Genomic DNA, 15,983 nt, shown 5'->3' with positions numbered 1-15,983 from the left:
TGGCGGAGTTGTATGCGGCGCCGGATGCCCGCCCCGAGGCGGCCGGCATCGAGGTGATGACGATGCACGGGGCCAAGGGCTTGCAATGGGATACGGTGATCCTGCCCGGATTGGGGCGTGGCGCCAAGCGACGGGACGCTCCGCTGCTCGTTTTCACCGAGACGGTGGTTGGTGGTGATGCGGTGCCGCTGCTGGCGGCACGCCCGCCAAAAGGCGGAGAGGATGCCATGCACGGCCTGGTTCGGGACATCGAGCGGGCCAAGGAAGAGCAGGAGGATCGGCGTCTGTTCTATGTGGCCTGCACCCGGGCCGAACGCGCGCTGCATCTCTTGGGGCATGTGAAGGAAGGCAAGCCCGAGAAGGGCTCGTTCATGGCGCTGACGCTGATGTCGCCGGATGCCTTCGGGGCCATCGTGCATGAATACGAAGCCGGTGCGGCGTCGGAGAGAGACGAACCGTTGCAGCCGGTGGAGCGCGTGGCGCGTCCCCTGACGGCGTCGCCGTTGCCGGAAGCGAAGGCGGCCGCAGCGCCCGAATATGCCTGGGCGGGGGTTGCGGCCGCGCCGGTGGGCAATGCCGTCCACGCCTTGCTGGAATGGCTGGGGCGCATGGGTATCGAGCACTGGCGCGATGAGGATTGGCCGGAGCTGACTCGTCGCGCCCGGCGGGCGTTGCTGGCCGAAGGGATGAGCGGCGATTTGCTGGAGGATGCATTGCGCCGCGTGCTTCGGGCCATGCGCATGGTTCTGGCCTCCGAACGCGGACGCTGGGTGCTCTCCGGTCGCCATGAGGATGCCCATTGCGAGTGGGAAATCGTGACCCGCGAGGCTGGCGGCATGGCCCGGCATGTGATCGATCGCGCCTTTGTGGCCGATGGCGTGCGCTGGATCGTGGATTACAAGACGGCCAGTCATGAGGGTGGCGAGCAGGGGCGCTTTCTGGACGAGGAGGTGCGCCGGCACCGGGCGCAGCTGATGCGCTATGCCGATGCGCTGGCCCGGATGGAACCCGGGCGGCCGCTGCGTGCGGCGCTCTATTTTCCGTTGATGGACGCCTGGCGGGAGGTGGGGCTGCAGGAGGGGGCGGCATCGGCTGCGGCCGGAGCGGGATGCCGGGATGGTGGATCCGGCCCGGCGCTCCATCCGGATGGGGCGCAGTGCGGTCAGCTCCAGAAGAGCCGCAGCGCGATCGCGAAGAAGAGCAGCGCGGCGAGAGAAAGCAGCGCGCCGTAGCGCATCATCGCCGGGGCGCGGACCATGCCGGTGCCGTAGATCATGGCGTTGGGCGGGGTCCCCATCGGCAGGATGAAGGCGAAGCCGGCGACGATGCCGATGGCCAGGGCGGTGCGCACCGGATCGATCCCCTGCTCCAGCGCGAGCGGCAACGCCACCGGCAACAGGATGGCCACCGCCGCCGCGTTGCTGACGCATTCGGTGAGCAGCAGTGTGGCCGCCCCCAGCGCCAGCAGCAGCTGCAGCGAAGAGACCCCCTGCGGGATCAGTTGATGGGCCAGCCATGCGCCGCCGCCGGTGACCACCAGTGCCTTGCCCAGCGCGATCGCGCCGCCGTACATCAAGAGCACGTCCCAATGGACCAGCGGTTCGATCTCCTTCCAGTGGACCAGTTGCAGGGCGAACATCAACGCCACGGCGATCAACGCGATCGCCGCCAGCCCCGCCTCGTGTCCGAGTGCCATCCACGCCACCACCGTCGCGGCCAGCAGCACCCCCATGGCCCAGCCGGCCGCTCCCAGCGCCCCCGCCTCCAGCCGGCGGTCGTCGATCCGCCCGCGTGCGGCGGCGACATCCAGCCCGTCGAAGGGGGTGACCAGCAGCAGCAGCCCCGCGGCCAACGCCAGAAGCGGCAGCACGATGGGGAGCGATGCCAGACTCCAATCCAGGAAGGAGAAGCTGCGGCCGGTCGTCTCCTGCAGCAGCCCCAGTGCCAGCGGCCCGCGCGCGCCGCCGAGCAGGGTGGCGACACCGCCGATGATCGCCCCCCAGGCCAGGGCCAGGAAGAGCGATTGGGCGTAGCGGTCGCCGCCGCGCAGTCCGAGGCCGCGTACCACCTCCCGCGCGATGGGCAGCAGGACCACCACCACCACATGCTCGGGCATGACGCAGGCCATCACCGCCGGCAGCAGCAGCATGGCGAGCAAAAGTCGGCGCGGCCCCAGCCCCACCCGATCGAGAAACTGCAGCGCCAGATGTTCGGACAGGCCGGTGCACACCGTGCCGGCGGCGAGGATGAAGGCGCCGAGAATGAAGAAGATCGACGGGTTGCCGAAGAGGCTGTAGACCTCCTGCGGCGGCAGCACGCCGGCCAGCGGCAGCAGGGCCAGCCCGAGCAGTGAGGTGATGGTCAGCGGCAGCAGCTGGGTCACCCAGAGCAGCAGGCAGAGGCCGAAGACCGACAGCGCCCGCCATCCCGGCGGGTCCAGCCCCGGCGGCGGGGGGTGTTGCAGCGCGGTGAGGAAGAGGAGGGTGCAGGCGAGCAGCGCAAGATAGCTTCCTCCCTTGCGCAGCAGCAGCCGGCGCAGCGACACCTGCCGGTCGTCTCCATAGCGCATGGCGGCCTGGCGGGCGCTGTTCCACAGCGTGCGCCAGAGCAGGTCGCGCCAGCCGGACAGCCGCCGTCCGATGCCGGAGAGGGCGAGCCGCTCCTCCAGCTGGGCCGGGCGCCCCACCAGGGTGCGCGCCTCCATCGGCGTGAGCACCCGGCCCATGTCGCGCAACCGATTGGTCGGCAGGCCGGATGCGGCCAGCAGGTGGTACTGTTCGAGCAGCAGCGCCTCGACATCGTCCAGCGAAGGGATCGGGGTGTCGGCCAGCGGGGTGCCCGGCAGGGGACGGAAGGGGTGGAGCAGCGGCACCACACACCGGTCGATCAGCTGCTTCATGCCGTCGACGGTCGAGGCCGGCGGCTCGAGCCCGACGATCAGATGGCTGACCACCGCGCCGGGGGCGAAGCGGGTGGCGGCGTGGGTCAGCGCCCGCCACACCGCCTCCTGTCCGCCGATCGCCGCCTTGCCGGGGCAGACCTCGGCGAAGCGCTTCGGGTCGTGGACCTCCAGGTTGCAGATGAAGATGTCGAGCCCGGCGGTGTAGAGCTCGTCGATCACCGTCAGCTCACGCGGGGCGACCGTCTCCAGCGCGATCTGGCGGTGGCCCAGATGTTTGCGCAGCAGCGCGACCACCGGTACCAGCCGCCGCAGGCCGGCGTCCTCGCCCGGTGCGAAGCCGTTGTAGAGGTAGACGGTGTCCACGTCGCGCTCCCGCAATGCGGCGCGGACCACCTCGATCAGCTCCAGCGGATCGCGCAGCGGCGGCGTCTCATCGTTGAGCATCGAGTCGTACTGGCAGTAGCCGCAGGCCTGCCCCGTGCGGGCGAAGAAACCGCAACCGAGCAGCGGATGGAGGATGAGCAGCCGGTCGTGCAGCGAGGCGATCGAGCCCATGCGGGCCCCGCTGCGGGTGGTCTGCCGGTAGAAGTGGGGGACGGCGACCAGCTCGATGGGGGCCGTCTCTCCGCCGCAGTGGAGGAAGAAGCCCCGCTCCTCGTCGCCGTGGAGCGAGAAGCCGCTCGCCTCGGTGTAGGGCTGGCCGACCGGTACGGTGCAGAAGTGGCCGCTGGGCAGCCGGATGTCGATCACCGATTCGGCGGCGTTGGCCTGGGAGATGTAGCGTGACGGGGAGGGGAGTGGCTCGGGCAGGGCCACACCACGGCTGACCAGCGCCAGCTTGGTGCGCCCGGGGTTGGCAAAGGGGTGGAGGTCGGTAGTCATCTCAGGAAGGGGAGGGCCAAGCCGACGATCGCGGCCTGACGCGTCACCGTTCGGATCGCGATGCCGGTCAGAACTCCGCCGCCTTGCGTACCACGATCTTCCACTGCCGCTCGGAGATGCGTTCTTTGGACTCCACCTCCTGCCCCTGCTCGGCCAGCGACAGCGGCACGTTCTCGATCGGCGCACCGTCGTCGAGGATCACCTGCAACCGACTGCCCAGCGGCATGGAGGTGAGGCGGATCTTGGTCTTGACGAAGTTCATCGGGCAGGCGACGCCGGTCAGGTCGAGCAGCGGAGGCTCCCCCTCGTCGGTGTCGGGGCCGTCGGCAGGGGCGGCGCCATCCTCGCGCGCCGGTACAGCCGTCGGTCGGGCCTTCTGCCCTTCTGTCGTCTCCTTCGGAACCGTCGTCTCTTCCGGCACCGGGGCGAAGCGGCGCTCCGCCAGCGCCAGCCAGTCGCTCAGGGCGTCGCGCAGCCTGCACGTTCCGGCCGCCGGATCCAACGGATCGACCTCCATCCACGCCCGTTGCACCGCCTGCAGCCCCTGAAGCACCGCCTCGTCCTCCCGCGCCCGCTCGACCAGCAACGGGAAGACCACGCCGTCCTCCTCCGGCGCCTCACCGAAGGGGACGAGGAAGGCGCGCGCGGTGGAGATGGCCGAGCGGCGCAACGCGGCGAAGGCCTCGGTCCAGAACATGGCGTCGAGGTGGGCCCGGGCGATCCGCAGCTCGTACTGCGCCTCGGAGACGAGGGCGTCGGTCATCGACAGCACGGCACCGGCGCACTCCCCCTTCTTGTTGCCCCTGGTGTTGAATGCCTCGTTCTCGCTCCAGTCGTAGACCAGCCCTTCGACCTCCTCGCCCGGGCGGCCGGCGAAGGGGGCAAGGATGGCCCGGATCCCGTCGGCGCCGATGCGTGCGGCCCAGTCGTGGATCGACTCCCCCTCCCGGCGTTCGTCGCGGTAGGCGGCAAGCAGCGCCGCCCCCGCCTCCGGCGCGCGCCGGGCCGGCACCGGATCGGCGGCGAAGGCCAGCGGCTCCCCCGCCCGACCCGATCCACCGATGTGGAGCTGGTAGTGGGGGACGGCGCGGCCGTCGATCTTTTTGGCCAACCCGTGGAAGCCGAGGTCGGCGACATGGTGGCGGCCGCAGGAGTGCTGGCAGCCGCTCGCCTTGACGGCGAGCCGGGCCAGTGCGGGATCGCGGGCGAACGGCTCCAGCTGCGGTCGGATCGCTTCGGCGAAGGCGCGGCTGGCGGTGATTCCCAGGCGGCAGCTCTCGGTGCCAGGGCAGGCGACGACATCGGTGATAGTACGAGCACCGGTACAGTCGAGCCCCGCCCGACGCAGGATGGCCTGCGCACCGTCGACCCGCTCGGGCTCCACGTCGCAGATCATGATCCCCTGTTCGGCGGTGGTGCGCAGCGCTCCGCTTCCCGCCGCCCGGGCGGCATCGGCCACCGCGTGACACTGCGCCGGGCTCATGTCGCCGCGGAAGAGGTGGATCATCAGGGTGCGCCTGCCGTCGTGCTGGACGACCACGCCGGAGCCGTCCTCCGGCAGGTCGCCCGTCGGTGTGCGCCAGCCCGCCTCTTCCAGCGCGTCGTCGCCGGCGTGGATCTTCTCCACCACCGCCCGCTGCCGGCGGTACTCCTCGACGAAGCCGTCTCGGCCCAGCTTCTGCACCACATACTTCATCCGGGCGCGCGCCCGCCGCTTGCGGTCGGAGTAGCGGAAGTGGATCCGCATCAACGCCTCGCCGACCAGCAGCATCTCCCCGGCCGGAATAAAATCCTCCAGCAGCACCGCCCCCATCGGCTGGGTGGAGAGGCCGCCCCCGGCCCAGACCTGGAATCCGTGCGCACCGTCACGCTCCATGGCGATGAAGCCGATGTCGTGCATGCCGCCCAACCCGCAGTCGCGGGGGCAGCCGGAGAAGTTGACCTTGAACTTGCGCGGGAACTGTTGGGTCAGCGGATGGCGCAGGTAGAACTCGGCGAAACGGCGTGCCGGAATGGAGGCGTCGCAGTGCTCCGCAGGGCAGCGGCCGGCGAGGAAACAGGCCGAGACGTTCCGCACCGTGTTGCCGCACGCCTCGCGGGTGGTCAGTCCGACGGCGTCGAGCCGGCGCAGGAAGGCGGGGACGTCGTCGAGCGCGACGAAGTGGGTCTGGATATCCTGACGGGTGGTGACATGGGCCAGCTTCGCCGGCGGCGTGCTCAGGCTGCCGTCGGAGGGCATGCGCCCGGCGTAGTCGGCCACGCAGTCGCCGATCACGTCGAGCTGCTCCGGTGTCAGGCAGCCGCCGGGGAGCTTGATGCGCACCATCTGCACCCCTTCCTGCCGCTGGCCGTAGATCCCCATCTGCAGCCGGAAGGCGGTGAAGCGCTCCTCGGACATCGCCCCCGAGCGGAAGGCGCGCAACCCCGCCTCGAAGGTGTCGATGTCACTGGAATCGTGGAAACGGAACTCCATGGTTCGACCTCCCCTGCGCCGCCCCGATACGGCGTTGTCGGTGATGCCGGTCTCCTGCCGGTACCTCCGTTGGACCGCCTCGCGGCCCCCGCAGCCGCCGTCCGGACAAACGTCCATGGTCGGACGGTCTACGATTCGATCCTCGATCAGGAATAGATCGGAAAGCGGTCGGTCAGCGCACGTACCTCCTCGGCGACGGCCGCACATACCGCCTCATCCTCTGGTGCCCGCAGGACGCGCAGGATCATCGCCCCGATCGTTTCCGCCTCCTTCGTTCCCATGCCGCGGGTGGTGATCGCCGCCGTGCCGATGCGGATGCCGCTGGTGACAAACGGCGACTCGGGATCGAAGGGGATGGTGTTCTTGTTGACGGTGATTCCAGCCCGCTCCAGCGCCGCCTCGGCCGCCTTGCCGGTCAGCCCCTGCGGCCGCAGATCGACCCGGAACATGTGGCAGTCGGTCCCGCCGGTGACGATGCGCAGCCCCCCCTCGGCCAGGGTGGAGGCCAGCGCGCGCGCGTTGGCGATCACCCGCCGCTGATCCTCCCGGAAGGAGGGCTGCAGCGCCTCGCCGAAGGCGACCGCCTTGGCGGCGATGACATGCATCAGCGGCCCCCCCTGGATGCCGGGGAAGATGCGCGCGTCGATCCTTTTGGCCAGATCGTCGTCGTCGGTGAGGATCATGCCGCCACGCGGCCCGCGCAGCGTCTTGTGGGTGGTGGTGGTGAGGACATGGGCATGTCCCGCCGGGGAGGGGTAGAGGCCGGCGGCGATCAGGCCGGCGTAGTGGGCCATGTCGACCACCAGCCAGGCGCCGACCTCGTCGGCGATGGCCCGCATGCGGGCGAAGTCGATCTCGCGCTCGTAGGCGGAGGCGCCGCCGACGATGATCTTCGGTCGATGCTCCCGGGCCAGACGCTCCATGGCGTCGTAGTCGATGCGCTCATCCTCCTCGCGCACGCCGTAGGCCACCACGTTGTACAGGCGGCCGGAGAAGTTGACCGGCGAGCCGTGGGTCAGGTGGCCGCCGTGGGAGAGGTCCATCCCCATGATGGTGTCGCCCGGCTGGAGCAGGGCCATGTAGACCGCCATGTTGGCCTGGGAGCCGGAGTGGGGCTGGACATTGGCGTGCCGGACGCCGAAGAGGGCGGATGCCCGCTCCCGGGCCAGACGCTCGACGGTGTCGACATGCGCGCAGCCGCCGTAGTAGCGCCGACCGGGGTAGCCCTCGGCGTACTTGTTGGTCAGCACCGAGCCCTGTGTCTGCAGCACCGCTTGCGAGACGATGTTCTCGCTGGCGATCAGCTCCAGGGTCTGTTGCTGGCGTGACAGCTCGCGCGCGATCGCCGCCGCCACCTCGGTGTCGTCCAGCCTTCCCGTGAAGAAGTGTTGCCGGTCGTTCATTCTCGTTCGCAAGCCATCCGTCCGTGGACGTATTTGCCCGGGCGGGAACCTGAAGGGCGCGGTCCGTTCGATGCTCCGACGAACGGCGCTCGCCGGCCGGCGCAGGCTCCTGTTACACGCAGCCCTCCTGGCCGCGGATGGGCGCTCCTCCGCCCCGAGGGAACCGCCGTCCGTCCGCCGATTCGCCGGAAGCTCCTCCCGGAAACGCCGGGGGGCCACCGAAGCGGCCCCCCGAGCGCGGAAACCCGATGACGCCCCGTCTCCCCGATCTAGGCGCGCCGTTCGCGGATGCGGGCCGCCTTGCCGCGCAGCGCCCGCAGGTAGTAGAGCTTGGCGCGTCGCACCCGGCCGAGGCGGACCACCTTGATGCTCTCCACCATCGGCGAGTGGAGCGGGAAGACCCGCTCGACGCCGACGCCGTTGGAGATCTTGCGCACAGTGAAGCTGCTGGAGATCCCCTTGTTGTGGCGGGCGATCACCACCCCTTCGAAGGCCTGCAGCCGCTCCCTGCGTTCCGGACCCTTGCGTCCCTCCTTGATGTCGACCACGCGCACGTTGACGCGCACGGTGTCGCCGGGCCGGAAGGGCGGGATGTCGTCCCTGAGCTGATCGCGGGTGATCTCGTCCAGTAGTCGCATGGTGCTCCTCGCCTTCGGTCGCTGGGGATCTGGGTGCCGGGCGCGCGGCCGACCCGGCGGCGCGGCTGCGGAGCCCGAAGGCCCCTGCCGCGCGGGGCGGCGAAGGGTAGCAGTACCTTGTCACTTCTCAAGGGAGATGGCGGTGCGGGCGGGCCTGCGGTGGAGCCAGCGGACCAGCGCGCGGATCTGGCCGTCGGTCAGCGGTCCTCCGTGCGACCGCGCGAAGGGGGGCATGGCCGCGCTGCCGGTGCCGTGGCGCAGGGTCTGCAGCAGCACACTGCGAGGCAGGCCGGCGATCGGCGGGGCGTAGCCGCCGCTGCCGTTCGCGCCATGGCACATGGAGCAGACCGCCCGGTAGATCGCCGCGCCCGCGCGCAGTCCCGCGGCGGGCTGGGCGTGGCAGCGGCCGCATTTGCCCTGAAAGATCGATCGCCCCTCCATGCCGCTGTGCTCCGGATTGCGCACCCGCAGCAGGATGGTGGCGCGGGCGACGCCGCCCTCGCTGTCGTAGGCGGTGATCTGCTTGCGCACCATCCCCTGCTTGGCGAAGGGGTCGATGGTGACATGCAGCGGCGTGAAGCCGCCGGGGGGGAGCACCATCGCCTCGGCGCGCAGCTCGGTGCAGCCGCAGGAGCTGGACAGGCGGGCGATGGCGGCGGGCGCCTCGCTCAGGTTGCGCAGCAGCAGCATAGTCTCGATCGGCGTGCGCCCCTCCACCGTGCCGAGATCGAGCAGCGGCGGGTCGATCAGCAGGATGCGCGAGCGCGGCGGCGCATCCGCGGCTCCGGAGTGCGCGGGGAAGGGTAAGATCAGCGCGAGCAGCGCAAGCAGTGTGCGGATGGCGGGCACGGTTCAGTCGAGCAGCCGGGCGAGCGGCTCGGGGAGGGGGCGGCGCCCCTCCATCATCGCCTGCAGTGCGTCGGGTTCGTGGGCCAGCAGCGCCTCGACGGCCCCGACCAGCCGCGGCTCATCGGCCAGCGCTCGCTCCAGCGGTGCCAGCCAGCAGTCGAGCTCGATCATTCCCTGACGCCGCAGCCGGTAGCGCGCCCGGCGCAGGGCCGTCTCGGGATCGGGGGCGATCCTCTGCGGTGGCGTCAGCTCTTGCGCGTGAGCAGCGCCCGCTTGATGTGGTTGATCGCCGCGGTCGGGTTGAGCTCCTTGGGACATGCCTGGGCGCAGTTCATGATCTGGTGGCAGCGGTAGAGTTTGAAGGCGTCCTCCAGCGCGTCGAGCCGTTCACCGGTGGCCTCGTCACGGCTGTCGCTGATCCAGCGGTCGGCCTGCAGCAGCGCAGCCGGTCCGAGGAAGCGCTCGCCGTTCCACCACCACGACGGACAGGAGGTGGTGCAGCAGGCGCAGAGGATGCACTCGTACTTGCCGTCGAGCCGTGCCCGCTCCTCCGGGCTCTGCAGCCGCTCGTGCTCGGGGGTGGGGTGGTCGTTGCGCAGCCACGGCTTGACCTGACGGTACTGCTCGAAGAAGTGGCGGGTGTCGACCACCAGGTCGCGGATCACCGGCAGTCCGGGCAGCGGGTGGAGGGTGATCGGCCGGGCCAGGCCGGCGACCGGCGTGATGCAGGCCAGACCGTTGACACCGTTGATGTTCATGCCGTCGGAGCCGCACACCCCCTCGCCGCAGGAGCGGCGGTAGGTCAGCGTCGGGTCGATGTGCCATTTGATGTGGTTGAGCGCGTCGAGCAGCTTCATCCCCGGCCCGGAGCAGGGCACCTCGAAGCGCTGCAGCCGTGGATCGAGCCCCCCCTCCGGATCGTAGCGGTAGATGTCGAGCTGGATGATCTCTGTCCGGCTCATGGCAATCAGTAGACCCGCTTCTTCGGCGGGAAGCTCTCCACCGTCATCGGCTTCATCCGCACCGGCTTGTAGTCGAGCCGGATGGCGCCGTCGCCGTCGAGGCGGACCAACGTGTGTTTGAGCCAGTTGCGGTCGTCGCGCTCGGGGTAGTCCTCGCGGGCGTGGGCGCCGCGCGATTCGGTGCGGGCTGCGGCACCCGTCGCCGTGGCCCGTGCCATGGCCATCAGGTTTTCCAGCTCCAGCGCCTCGATCAGCGCGCTGTTGAAGATGCGGTTGCGGTCGCGGATGGCCACCTCACGCAACCGGCGGTGGAGCTGGTCGAGCCGTTCCAGCCCCTCCTGCATCCCCCCACGGTCGCGATAGACGCCGAAGTGGGTCTGCATGGTCTGCTGCATCTGCGTGCGCAGGGTGGCCAGCGCCTCCGGATCGTTGTCCCGGTCGGGGGCGGGGTCGAGCCAGCGTTCGACCCGCTCCACCCCGGGCTGCCAGCAGTCCGGCGGCAGGTTGGTGTGGTAGCGGTGGTGCTTGAGCCACTTCATCACCCGGTTGCCGCAGGCACGTCCGAAGACGACGATCTCGAGCAGCGAGTTGCCGCCCAGCCGGTTGGCGCCATGGACCGAGACACAGGCCGCCTCGCCGATGGCGTAGAGGCCGGGGATCGGTTCCTCGCCCCCTCCGTCGCGGCTGACCACCACCTCGCCGAAGCGGTTGGTCGGAATGCCGCCCATGGTGTAGTGGGCGGTCGGCTGCACCGGGATCGGCTCGCGGGTGCAGTCCACCGCGGCGAAGCGCAGCGCCAGCTGGTGGATGTTGGGCAGCCGCTCGCGGATCAGATCCGCGCCGAGGTGGTCGAGCTTGAGCCAGACGAAATCCTTGTTCGGCCCGCAGCCGCGCCCTTCGCGGATCTCCTGGGCGATGGCCCGGGAGACGACATCGCGGCTGGCCAGATCCTTGGCGGTGGGTGCGTAGCGCTCCATGAAGCGCTCTCCGTCGGCATTGAGCAGGTAGCCCCCTTCACCGCGCACCCCCTCGGTGATCAGCGGTCCGACGTTGGCGATGCCGGTGGGGTGGAACTGGAAGAACTCCATGTCCTCCACCTGGTAGCCGGCGTCGAGCACCAGCGCGCCGCCGTCACCGGTGTTGATGTGTGCGTTGGTGGTGGTGCGGAAGATGCGGCCGCAACCGCCGGTGGCCAGCACCAGCGCCTTGCTCTGGAAGAGGTGGAAGGCGCCGCGGGCGATCTCCCACGCCATCACACCGTGGCAGCCGTCACCGTCGGTGATCAGGTCGAGGGCGAAGAACTCCTCGTAGAAGTGGGTGCCGGCGCGCAGGTTCTGCTGGTAGAGGGTGTGGAGGATGGCGTGGCCGGTGCGATCGGCGGCGGCGCAGGTGCGGGCGGCCTGCCCCCCCTCTCCCATGGCCCGGGACTGGCCGCCGAAGGGGCGCTGGTAGATGCGGCCGCTCTCCAGCCGGGAGAAGGGAACCCCCTGATGCTCCAGCTCGCGCACCACCAGCGGCGCGGCGCGGCACATGTATTCGATGGCGTCCTGATCGCCCAGGTAGTCGGAGCCCTTGACCGTGTCGTACATGTGCCACAGCCAGTGGTCGGAGACCACGTTGCCCAGCGCGGCGTTGATTCCCCCCTGGGCGGCGACGGTGTGTGAGCGGGTGGGCAGCACTTTGCTCACCACCGCCACCCGGTGGCCGGCGTCGGCCAGTTGCAGCGCGCAGCGCAGCCCGGCGCCGCCGGCGCCGATGATCACCACATCGTGGAAATGGTGCTCGACACGGTCGGTGGAGAGGTAGGCCACGGCGCTACATCGTCCAGCGCCAGACGGCGGCGAGCCACCAGCCCAGCAACGCGAATCCGGCGGTGGCCAGTGCGCCGGAGGCGATCACCCGCAGGCAGGGGGCGTGCAGGTAATCCTCGACGATCACCTTCAGCCCGGTGTAGAGGTGGAGGATGAGCGCGCCGGCGAGCAGCGAGTGGAGCACGCGCAGCCACGGGTGGTGCAGCAGGCTCCACAGCGAGGCGTGGTCGTAGCCGCCGCCGCGCACACAGAGCAGCAGCAGGAAGGCGGCCGGCAGCAGCAGCGCCAGCAGCACGGCGGAGATGCGCTGCAGGTACCAGTCGGAGAGGCCGTTGTGGGCGGTGCCCAGCCGGTAACGGCGCTGCGGGGCGGTCACAGCAGCACCACGGCGAGCAGCAGCGCGCCGATGGCGGTGGCGACGAAGGGCCAGCGCGCCACGCGGATCATGGTGGCGCGCTCCTCGCCCAGGCCGGCGTCGAGCAGCAGGAAGCGGATGCCGTTGCACAGGTGGTAGCAGAGTGCGCTGCCCGAGAGCCAGAGCAGCAGCCCGCCGCCGAAGGAGTGGAGCAGCGCCAGCCCGTGCTGGAAGTCGGCCGGGCCGCCGCCGAGCAGGGCGAGCAGTAGGAGATAGAAGGGGAGGGAGAGGGCGAGCAGCAGCCCGCTGATGCGGTGGGTGATGCTGGCGGCCATCGGCCACGACCAGCGGTAGATGGCCAGGTGCGGGGCGGTGACCGTGCGGGCGGGTGTGGCATCGTCCGGCGCCATAGGGTGCAGCTCTAGCGGAGAGGGAGCGGGTTGTCAAGGGAGGTACGGCCGGGTCGGATCGACCGGGGCCGGATCAGAACGAGAGCACGCCTCCGGCGGAGAGAAAGCCGTAGGGGTTGCCGAAGCGGTGGTTGGAGCGCGAGTTGTAGGCCAGCGGAAGATCGCCGAGCAGGTAGCGGGTGGAGGCGCGGCCGTGGCCGTAGAGGGTGAGGTGCTTGAACGCCCGCCAGAAGATGTAGCCGTCGAGCTGGTCGGCGGTGTTGTACTGCACCGGCCGCTTGGGGCTGGGGATGTAGCCGGAGCGTTGGATCTGGTAGTGGGTCAGATCGGCGCCGAGGGTGAGCCGATCCCACGGCTGCCAGTTGAGCGCGGCCTGCAGCAGGATGTGGGTTTCGTGCCAGGGGGTGGATTGGGGGATGTCCTGCTGGAACGACTGGAACTTGGAGAAGCCCTGCACCAGTGCCAATACGCCCGGGGTGTTCAGCGCCGGCACGAGGAAGGATGCCTCGACGGTCAGCCGGCGCAGCTCCAGACCGAAGGCGATGTTGAGGTTGTCGGCCGGCTCGTAGAGCAGCCGGCCGGCGACCAGCCAGGCGCGGTCCTTGGTCTGGAAGGTGGCCAAGGGGCTACCGTCCGTCGTGCTGATGTTCCCCGTTTTACCGTCGTATCGCAGGTTGTTGATCGAGACGTAGGAGAGTTGTGTCGTGGTGCCCACGAAGTAGGCGTGAAACGCCTCGGTGCCGCTCGTGTGGGCACGATACCCCGCCTCGATGGTCGCCATCAGGGGATAGCGCTGCCAGAGCGTGTATTGCGCCCGCAGCTCGTGGCCGGTGTAGCGGGTGTGGAGTGCACGCGGCTCCACCTGGCGGCTGCTCTCCTGGCGGGAGGTGGAGTACTGGTAGCTCAGCCTCAGTCGCTTGCTCACCCCCCAGGCGAGGCCGCCGAACCAGGTGGTGTGTAGATCGATGGTCGAGGTGGTGCCGGTGTTGGCGCGGAAGTCGAACAGGTCGAACTGCGGGCTGAACTCGTCGTACTGCAGCCATGCGGCGAGATCTCCACTCCTGGCCATCGCCACCATCGGCCGCTGCATGGAGATCGTCAGGGGAAGTTCCAGTGCTTGCGTCGGCCGACCGGCACACAGGATGAACAGCGGAAGAAGGATGACGAGAAGGCGATCAGGCATGATCTTCGGCGTTACATCCATGTTGTTTATGGGTTGACGGCTTCGAAGAAGCCGGCATCCGCGGCCAGGACGGCCGCGTAAAACGGGAGCTTGCGCATGCAGGCGACTGTTTTGTAAGGCGATCGAAAACATCGCTTTTCGATTCCCGCCGAGCAAAACGTCCACGGACGGACGTTTTGCGATTCCATCATGGCATCATCGCACACGGATTCAAGAGGGGTTCGCAAGAACCCATCGTTTTGGACAAAGGGTGCAAACGAAATGGGGGCCCGGTCGGGCCCCCACTCGCAACTGCACAGTGGCGGCGTCTTACTGGGTCGTGATCGACCCCGTGATCGAGGAGCCGAACTTGGTTCCGTTCTGCCCCAGATTGATGCCGTTGAACGTGATGGTGAAGCTGAACGTCCCCGCGGTGTTCAGCACGTTCAGCGAGGTGTTGTTGGCCTTGTTCTGGATGATGGAGAGCAGCTGGCTCACATCCACGGCCACATTACCGCTGGTGTCCACCGTGGCCACCGTGTCCGCGGCCACGTTGGTCAGCGCGCCGACGGTCACCGTGTTCCCGGCGGAGTCGGTCGCGCTGTTGACCGTCAGGGTTGCGTTGGCCGGCACGGTCACCGCCGTGATCTTGGTTCCGGAGACCGTTACCACGACATCGCTCAACGTCGCATTGATCGACCGCTTTCCGTTGGCGTCCTTGATGTCCAGGGTGAGCGAGCTGTAGACATCACCACTGTAGTTCTCGACATAGTAGTCTTGGCCCGCTCCGGCCTTGAGGTAGACGATCACGTTGTTGTACGGAGTGGTGCCCCCCCCGGAAGCAACCGTTGCCTTGCCGTACTGATCGACGGTGAAGGTGGTATAGGTGTTGGTCCCCGCGGTGTCGGAGACGGTGGTGAAGCCGTAGACGTCCACCACCTTCACGGTCGTGGCTTCGGTGACCGCGCTGGTGGCCGCCGTAGTGACCGTGGTCAGCAGGGTGTTGTCCTGCTGCACCGCATCGTAGGGGCTGACCGTGGCGTTGGAGTAGCTGTTCACGGTCTGCAGGATGTCGGTTATGGCACTGGCCACATCCTGCGCATAGGTATCGAGGCCGATCGCCTTGGAGTTCGTGCCGATCAGCGCCCCCTCGCTATAGAGGTCGTCGGCCATCTTCTGCATGACCGTGGCGACATCAGCCGCGGCGCCGGTCTTCAACGCCTCACCGATCGTAGTCGACACTGTCAGAACTTTGGCGGCATCCGCCCCGCCGGAGTAGATATCGAGCGGATTGATGGTATCGATGTCCGCCGTAGAACTCAGCCCGAGCGCCTGAGCGACCTGGGTCTTGGCGGCCTGGATGTCGGCCGAGGTGACGTTGGTCCCCTTCTTCTTCACGATCTGGGCCGCGATTTCCGTCGCGACGTTGGGATTGATGCTCTTCCCGGTGGTCAGGTTGGCAACGTCCACCACCGCGGAGATCTTTCCGTTCGGCACGATGTTGCCTGTATACTCGTCCAGGAAATCACCGGCGGCATAGACTTCCAGGATCTGGGTGGAAGTCGTGGTGAGGGAGTAGGCACCATAGTTGTCACTCACCGTACCCGATACCACGGTGTTGCCGTTCAGATCCCTGAGCTCGGCCGTCGCTCCCTTCTGAAATGGGCCTTGGTTGGCGTTGCCGCTGATGGTGGTCGAGCTGGTCGTGGTGGTCGTGCCGCCGCCACCGCCACCGCCACCGCCGCCGCAGCCGGCGGCGATCAGGCCGAGCGACAGCACGGCGGCGGCGCCGACGGCCGGTACGGCCCACTCCCGATGTTTGGTCTGGTTGATCATACGAATCACTCCTCCTTCCAGATGGTGTTTTCTGTTGGTGCTCTCGATGGCATCACTGTCGCAGCCGGGGGCTGCATGGGGGGATCGCGCCGCCGAGGGCCCGGCGTCGCGGACGAAGCGCTTGCGACGGCGGATTGCAGGCGATCTTGCCGGGAACCCTATCCGGCTTGGAGGGGGATGCAAGGGGCGGTGGGTCGGCGGGGGCGCGCTGTGGCGGTTTGCCACGATCCAGCGATTCCGACCGCGACCCGTCCCGTCCGTGGAGGTGTCGCTCGACCTCCATGGGAGGCGGGCCGGCCG

General features: G+C 68.9%; 12 protein-coding genes. 1 reads left to right on the top strand and 11 read right to left on the bottom strand.

Features of this window, described 5'->3' with window-relative positions; all coding sequences use genetic code 11:
- Window positions 1-8: 8 nt before the first annotated feature.
- Window positions 9-1,232, top strand: a complete 1,224-nt coding sequence (locus D6682_01620; GenBank protein RMH52623.1) for a hypothetical protein — start codon at window positions 9-11, stop codon at window positions 1,230-1,232.
- Here D6682_01620 and D6682_01615 read toward each other — a convergent pair.
- The 11 genes from D6682_01615 to D6682_01565 all read right to left on the bottom strand — a co-directional run bounded on the left by D6682_01615 (window position 1,163) and on the right by D6682_01565 (window position 15,683).
- On the bottom strand, window positions 1,163-3,784 hold the full coding sequence (locus D6682_01615; protein RMH52622.1) for a DASS family sodium-coupled anion symporter: 2,622 nt from the start codon (window positions 3,782-3,784) through the stop codon (window positions 1,163-1,165). The two genes, D6682_01620 and D6682_01615, sit on opposite strands and share 70 nt — an antisense overlap.
- A gap of 67 nt (window positions 3,785-3,851) precedes the next feature.
- Entirely contained in the window at window positions 3,852-6,257 is a 2,406-nt protein-coding gene (locus D6682_01610) for a sulfite reductase (GenBank protein RMH52625.1), read from the bottom strand.
- A 146-nt stretch (window positions 6,258-6,403) separates the two neighbouring features.
- Window positions 6,404-7,660, bottom strand: coding sequence for a serine hydroxymethyltransferase (locus D6682_01605; GenBank protein ID RMH52621.1), 1,257 nt, complete (start codon window positions 7,658-7,660; stop codon window positions 6,404-6,406).
- Between the two features lie 269 nt (window positions 7,661-7,929).
- The gene (locus D6682_01600; protein RMH52620.1) at window positions 7,930-8,298 is read right to left on the bottom strand and encodes a 50S ribosomal protein L19; all 369 of its coding nucleotides are present in this window, start codon (window positions 8,296-8,298) and stop codon (window positions 7,930-7,932) included.
- 120 nt (window positions 8,299-8,418) lie between these two features.
- Entirely contained in the window at window positions 8,419-9,147 is a 729-nt protein-coding gene (locus D6682_01595; protein ID RMH52619.1) for a DUF1573 domain-containing protein, read from the bottom strand.
- Window positions 9,148-9,392: 245 nt separating this feature from the next.
- The gene (locus tag D6682_01590) at window positions 9,393-10,109 is read right to left on the bottom strand and encodes a succinate dehydrogenase iron-sulfur subunit (protein ID RMH52618.1); all 717 of its coding nucleotides are present in this window, start codon (window positions 10,107-10,109) and stop codon (window positions 9,393-9,395) included.
- A 5-nt stretch (window positions 10,110-10,114) separates the two neighbouring features.
- On the bottom strand, window positions 10,115-11,920 hold the full coding sequence (sdhA, locus tag D6682_01585) for a succinate dehydrogenase flavoprotein subunit (protein RMH52617.1): 1,806 nt from the start codon (window positions 11,918-11,920) through the stop codon (window positions 10,115-10,117).
- A 4-nt stretch (window positions 11,921-11,924) separates the two neighbouring features.
- Window positions 11,925-12,296 carry a succinate dehydrogenase, hydrophobic membrane anchor protein gene (sdhD, locus tag D6682_01580; protein ID RMH52616.1) on the bottom strand — a complete coding sequence of 124 codons (372 nt, stop codon included), beginning with the start codon at window positions 12,294-12,296 and terminating at the stop codon, window positions 11,925-11,927.
- A complete protein-coding gene (gene sdhC / locus D6682_01575; protein RMH52615.1) occupies window positions 12,293-12,685 on the bottom strand; it encodes a succinate dehydrogenase, cytochrome b556 subunit in 393 nt (130 codons plus the stop codon). Before sdhC ends, sdhD begins: the two co-directional genes overlap by 4 nt.
- 73 nt (window positions 12,686-12,758) lie before the next feature.
- On the bottom strand, window positions 12,759-13,775 hold the full coding sequence (locus D6682_01570; protein RMH52614.1) for a hypothetical protein: 1,017 nt from the start codon (window positions 13,773-13,775) through the stop codon (window positions 12,759-12,761).
- A 402-nt stretch (window positions 13,776-14,177) separates the two neighbouring features.
- Complete coding sequence (locus tag D6682_01565) at window positions 14,178-15,683, bottom strand: hypothetical protein (GenBank protein ID RMH52613.1); 1,506 nt, start codon at window positions 15,681-15,683, stop codon at window positions 14,178-14,180.
- Window positions 15,684-15,983 lie beyond the last annotated feature (300 nt).

Source organism: Zetaproteobacteria bacterium (genome assembly GCA_003696765.1).
GTDB lineage: Bacteria > Pseudomonadota > Zetaproteobacteria > Mariprofundales > J009 > RFFX01.
This window is presented reverse-complemented; position numbering and strand designations above follow the sequence as displayed.

Bases quoted from the DNA above. Each gene is read 5' to 3' on its own strand.
- D6682_01565 (RMH52613.1), bottom strand. From the start codon at position 15,683: ATGATCAACCAGACCAAACATCGGGAGTGGGCCGTACCGGCCGTCGGC.
- D6682_01610 (RMH52625.1), bottom strand. From the start codon at position 6,257: ATGGAGTTCCGTTTCCACGATTCCAGTGACATCGACACCTTCGAGGCG.
- D6682_01590 (RMH52618.1), bottom strand. From the start codon at position 10,109: ATGAGCCGGACAGAGATCATCCAGCTCGACATCTACCGCTACGATCCG.
- D6682_01615 (RMH52622.1), bottom strand. From the start codon at position 3,784: ATGACTACCGACCTCCACCCCTTTGCCAACCCCGGGCGCACCAAGCTG.
- D6682_01570 (RMH52614.1), bottom strand. From the start codon at position 13,775: ATGCAGCGGCCGATGGTGGCGATGGCCAGGAGTGGAGATCTCGCCGCA.
- D6682_01600 (RMH52620.1), bottom strand. From the start codon at position 8,298: ATGCGACTACTGGACGAGATCACCCGCGATCAGCTCAGGGACGACATC.
- sdhC (RMH52615.1), bottom strand. From the start codon at position 12,685: ATGGCGCCGGACGATGCCACACCCGCCCGCACGGTCACCGCCCCGCAC.
- D6682_01605 (RMH52621.1), bottom strand. From the start codon at position 7,660: ATGAACGACCGGCAACACTTCTTCACGGGAAGGCTGGACGACACCGAG.